Annotated in this window: 2 protein-coding genes; both read right to left on the reverse strand. The window is 66.8% G+C overall.

Annotated elements, in window-relative coordinates; all coding sequences use genetic code 11:
• Nucleotides 1–76 precede the first annotated feature (76 nt).
• The gene (locus AC1DU6_RS29375) at nt 77–1,018 is read right to left on the reverse strand and encodes an ABC transporter substrate-binding protein (RefSeq protein WP_457356525.1); all 942 of its coding nucleotides are present in this window, start codon (nt 1,016–1,018) and stop codon (nt 77–79) included.
• Between the two features lie 30 nt (nt 1,019–1,048).
• Nucleotides 1,049–1,906, reverse strand: an 858-nt coding sequence (locus AC1DU6_RS29380; RefSeq protein ID WP_477861513.1) for an ABC transporter permease, incomplete at its 5' end; no start/stop codon positions are given.

A 1,906-nucleotide genomic window follows, 5' to 3' on the forward strand; every position in this document is an offset into this window, starting at 1 on the left:
GCTGCAGGCCGGCGCCGGTGAGAGGGCGGCTGGGAAGGTGATTCAAGCGCGGCATTGAAGTTCGTCGCTTGTCGACTCAGTACAGGACGGCCTTGGCCTCGGGCGACTGCAGGTTGGCCTTGTTGACCCACACGACGCCGGTGTCGCGGAACTTGGGCACGGGCTTTTTCTGCAACACGTCGGAGATGGTCTTGACGCCCAGGTAGCCCATCTGGAAGGAGCTCTGCACCGCGATGCCCGTGAGCGTGCCGTCCTGGACGAACTTCTGCAGGTCCTGGTTGCCGTCGAAGCCGATGGCGACCAGCTTGCCCGCGCGGCCGCTCTGCACCAGCGCGCGGCCCATGCCGACGGCGGTGGGCTCGTTGGCGCCGAAGATCGCCTTGAGGTCGCGGTGGGCGGCCAGCACGTCGGTGGTCTGGTTCATCGCGGTGGCCATCTGCGACTGCGAATAGAAGGGCCCGACGATCTCGAGCTTGGAGTTGGCCTTCAGGTAGCTTGTGAAGGCGCCGACGCGCCCGACCTCGGAGCCGGCCCCGGCAACGAAGGACATGACGGCCACCTTGCCGGTGGTGCCGACCTTCTCGATCAGCTGCTTGGCGCAGAGCTCACCGGCGGCGCGGTTGTCCGTCGTCAGAAAGGACTGGTAGTAGGGCTTGCCGGCCTCGGACACGTGCGAGTCGATCAACACGACGGGGATGCGCGCTTCCCAGGCCTTCTTGATGACCGGCACCAGCGCGTCGGGGTCCGACGGGCCGAGCACGATGCCGGCCACCTTGCGGTTGATGGCGTTCTCGACGAGGTTGACCTGGTCGGCGATGGCTGATTCGCTGGCCGGGCCGGAGAAGGTCAGCGTGTGGCCGGCGATCTCCTTGATGGCGGTCTCGGCGCCCTTGTTGACGTTCTGCCAATAGGTCGAGTTCGTGGTCTTGACGATGACGGCGATCTCGCCGGCTTGGGATGCGGTGCCGAGCAGAGCCAGGCAGGCGCTCACGAGCGCGTGAATCAAAGGACGGGGCATGGGATGTCTCCTGAGGAATGGAACCGGTCTTCAGCGCCGGTTGCGGAGTTGGTCGATCCAGACGGTGACGAGGATGACCAGACCGATGATGATCTGTTGTGTGAAGGACGAGACGCCGTTCATGTTCAACCCGTTGCGCAGGATGCCGATGACGAAGGCGCCGATGAGCGTGCCGGAGATGGTGCCGACACCGCCCAGCAGCGAGGTGCCACCGATGACGGCTGCCGCGATCGCATCGAGCTCGTACATCACGCCCTCGTTGGGCTGCGCGGTGACGAGGCGGGACATCAGCACGCAGCCGCACAGGCCCGCCAGCGCGCCCGAGGCGATGTAGGCAAACATAGCGACGCGCCCGACGTTGACACCCGACAGCCGCGCTGCCTCGCCGTTGGAGCCGACAGCGTGCAGATGCCGCCCCAGCGTCGTGCGCCGCAGCAGGATGCCCGCGACGATGGCCAGCACGATCATCAGCAGCACCGGATAGGGGATGCCGGGGAAGACGATATCGGGGAAGCCCTGCTCGTCGATCTTCTCGATGCGCCACAGCGCGCCGTTGCCCAGTTCGCCAAAGGCTTCGCCCAGACCGGAGATGGCCCGCGCGTCGGTGAGCTGCAGCGCGACGCCGCGCGCCACCAGCATCATGCCCAGCGTGGCGATGAAAGGCGGCAGGCGCAGGCGGGTCACACACAGGCCGTTGATGGCACCGCACAGCGCGCCGACGACGACGCCGATGGCCATGGCCGGCGGCACCGGCATGCCGTTCTTGACCAGCATGYCCGCCACCACGCCCGATAGCGCCAGCACCGAGCCCACCGACAGGTCGATGCCGCCGGTCAGGATGACCAGGGTCGCACCGATGCCCAGGTAGACGATGGTGCTCACCTGCAG

The organism is Roseateles sp. P5_B10, assembly GCF_056400485.1.